Source organism: Shewanella sp. SG41-4 (genome assembly GCF_014164505.1).
Classification (GTDB): Bacteria; Pseudomonadota; Gammaproteobacteria; order Enterobacterales; family Shewanellaceae; genus Shewanella.
In genome coordinates, this window is record NZ_JACJFI010000399.1 from 1 (window position 1) to 2,711 (window position 2,711).

The window sequence follows — 2,711 nt, forward strand, 5'->3', positions numbered from 1 at the left end:
GTGAGAACTCCAGCTTTTAATAAATGAAGATGTCCTTTATTGGGATTTGCACCACCCAAATGTTGAATGCCACAGAGGTTACCACTAAAGAATACATCAGTATTGAATGATAAATTTTGAAGAATGTCGCTAAGTTGATCCATGAAGCTCACTATTAGACTATCGGTTTCAAGTTAAAGACGATCGGCGCTATTTTACGAATCGATCCTTGTTAACATGCTCTTTGTGGCGAAGAGAAGTATAACACTACTCATGCCTAGATAATTTTATACCGAAATTATCACATTATTTAAATTGAGTTATCAAGGAGTTTAACAATGAAGATCGACTATTTAATTAAATCAGTAGTTATTGCCGCGAGTTTACTTGTCAGCAGCTTAAGTTTCGCTGCAGATATAGATGTTAACGCTGACACTAATGACGTAGCAATACACGGTTATGACTCAGTTGCCTATTTTACCGATAGCAAAGCGACCAAAGGAAGTCCTGAATACACTGCGAGCTATAAAAGTGCTATTTATCAGTTTAGTAATGCAGTCAATCGTGATCTTTTTAAAGCTGAGCCAGAGAAGTTTGCCCCTCAATTCGGAGGCTTTTGTGCAATGGGGGTGGCGTTGAATAAGAAATTAGACACAGACCCTACTGCTTGGAAAGTAGTCGATGGCAAACTTTACTTAAACTTGAACAAAGCAGTACAACAAAAGTGGTTAACCGATGTCTCTGGTCATCTTGTAACGGCTAACCGTGTTTGGTCTGGTATCCAAGGTGTTTCAATTGCCGAACTAGATGCCGAGTAGTTTTTAGTTATTTGGTCTTTAGCAGTGAGAACAAATGAAAGGCAATTTCACTTTACAGGGAGTTAAATATCTCGACCGCTAACAACCTTGGATATTGCCATATTTCATGTCGTCATAGTGTGCTCCATGCAAAATGGTGGAGCATGTCATGGCGTAAGTGTCAGCACATCATCAATGTCAATATAGACCCATCAAAATTGATGTTGTTCAGGAATGTTAACTGACAATAGAAGTTTGAGATAATGGGTATACCAACCTCGATTTTACTAAAAAAATAAAGGTAAAATCTAGGTGAGGGTATTGATTCAACAAATCAAACGCTGACTTTTACAGTAGTTTGCTGGCTCGCAGATAGTGAAACTTAATAAATTCAAAATGATTGAGGATTTTAATAATGAAAAATAAGCAATTGCTTGCTCGTGCCGCACTTGTTGTTGCCTTAGCCAGTACCGTTACTGCGCCGGCTCAAGCGGCAGGTAAAGAAAAATGTTATGGAGTTGCCATGGCAGGGCAAAATGACTGTGCCAACTTGGCAGGCACTCATTCATGTGCAGGTCAATCAAGTTTAGATAAAGATTTCGGTGAGTGGAAACTTGTTGCGAAAGGAACTTGTGAAGACTTAGGTGGTTTATTGAAGGCAGCAGCACAAGAAAAATGGACTAATGAAAAAGCCAAAGGATAAACTTCGCCTAGCTATTTTCTCGTGAATAATCGTAGTTAATGGAGTGGATATGAACCTTAACGCAATGTCAGTCCTCAAGCCAGCGTCAGATCTATTGATAGGTGTTGGTTTGCGACACCCGCATTTTACCGAGGCGCTAACAACTCCATCTCACATTGATTTTGTTGAGGTTCATTCAGAGAATTTTTTTGCTGAGGGTGGCGCAAGCCAAAGTATATTACGACGGGCAGCCGAGAATTATGGCATTAGCCTACATTCAACTTCGATGGGGTTGGGGTCCGCACAAGGGGTGCCGGAGCATTATTTGCGGCGACTAAAGAGGTTGGCCGATGATTTTCAGCCTATTTTGATGTCCGATCATGCGTGTTTTACGTGGAGTCAATTAAATGGCAAAACAGTGCATAGCGGTGACTTACTGCCCTTGGCTTATAACGAACAAACACTTGTTGTACTCGCTCATAACATAGATCGAATGCAACAGGTTTTGGGGCGATCTGTATTGGTAGAGAACCTTTCTGCATATATTCAATATTCGCAAACTAGTATGTCTGAAGATGAATTTTTGGTACGCCTTTGGGAATTGACGGGTTGTCATTTATTGCTCGATTTAAATAATATTTTAGTGACAGCCAACAATGTGACTGCTGTTGAACCATTACAGTTTGCTAAGCAATGGTTGAACAACATTCCTTGCGACATAGTCGGTGAGATTCATCTCGCAGGATTTACGGATGTAAGCCCTGGGCAGTTGGTCGTTGATGATCATAGTCAGCCGGTTTCTCTTCAGGGCTGGAATCTATATAGGTTGGCACTACAGCGTTTTGGGAAAGTACCGACGCTAATTGAATGGGACAATAATTTGCCTAGTTGGGATACCTTACTTTCTGAAGCAGATAAGGCGAGACAAATAGGAGAGCAAGTTTTTGATGCTGTGCCGTTAGCGAGCAGGAAGCCAATGCATGAATGATATTTCCTTGTTAGCGGAAGCGTTTCATACGGTAAAGCTGCAACAGCAAATGTTGGTTAAAGCAATTTTTCCGGTTTCCAATAAGAATGTCAAGATGGATAAGGACATACAGTCATCACTAGGGTTCGACACGCGAGGTATAACGATCTATAGGCATAGCTTGCAAGCGAATGCTAGGCAAGCGTTAGCAGTGAGTTACCCTACTGTTGTGCAATTGATCGGCGACGATCTTTTTAACCACTGTTGTCGAAAATTGTTATCTTCA

The 2,711-nt window shown here is 40.9% G+C and carries 4 protein-coding genes; all 4 read left to right on the plus strand.

The window, feature by feature from the left end; all coding sequences use genetic code 11:
* Positions 1-317 precede the first annotated feature (317 nt).
* Positions 318-797: a YHS domain-containing (seleno)protein gene (locus H5202_RS20175; protein ID WP_182773637.1), complete on the plus strand. Its 480-nt coding sequence runs from the start codon at positions 318-320 to the stop codon at positions 795-797.
* A 394-nt stretch (positions 798-1,191) separates the two neighbouring features.
* Positions 1,192-1,479 carry a BufA1 family periplasmic bufferin-type metallophore gene (locus H5202_RS20180; RefSeq protein ID WP_182773638.1) on the plus strand — a complete coding sequence of 96 codons (288 nt, stop codon included), beginning with the start codon at positions 1,192-1,194 and terminating at the stop codon, positions 1,477-1,479.
* A 49-nt stretch (positions 1,480-1,528) separates the two neighbouring features.
* Positions 1,529-2,446 carry a DUF692 domain-containing protein gene (locus H5202_RS20185; RefSeq protein WP_259397402.1) on the plus strand — a complete coding sequence of 306 codons (918 nt, stop codon included), beginning with the start codon at positions 1,529-1,531 and terminating at the stop codon, positions 2,444-2,446.
* A partial coding sequence (locus H5202_RS20190; protein ID WP_182773639.1) for an HvfC/BufC family peptide modification chaperone occupies positions 2,439-2,711 on the plus strand: 273 nt, incomplete at its 3' end. The genes H5202_RS20185 and H5202_RS20190, both read left to right, overlap by 8 nt.

Excerpts from the sequence above, each read along its gene's own strand:
- H5202_RS20175 (WP_182773637.1), top strand. The coding sequence starts at position 318 with ATGAAGATCGACTATTTAATTAAATCAGTAGTTATTGCCGCGAGTTTA.
- H5202_RS20180 (WP_182773638.1), top strand. The coding sequence starts at position 1,192 with ATGAAAAATAAGCAATTGCTTGCTCGTGCCGCACTTGTTGTTGCCTTA.
- H5202_RS20185 (WP_259397402.1), top strand. The coding sequence starts at position 1,529 with ATGAACCTTAACGCAATGTCAGTCCTCAAGCCAGCGTCAGATCTATTG.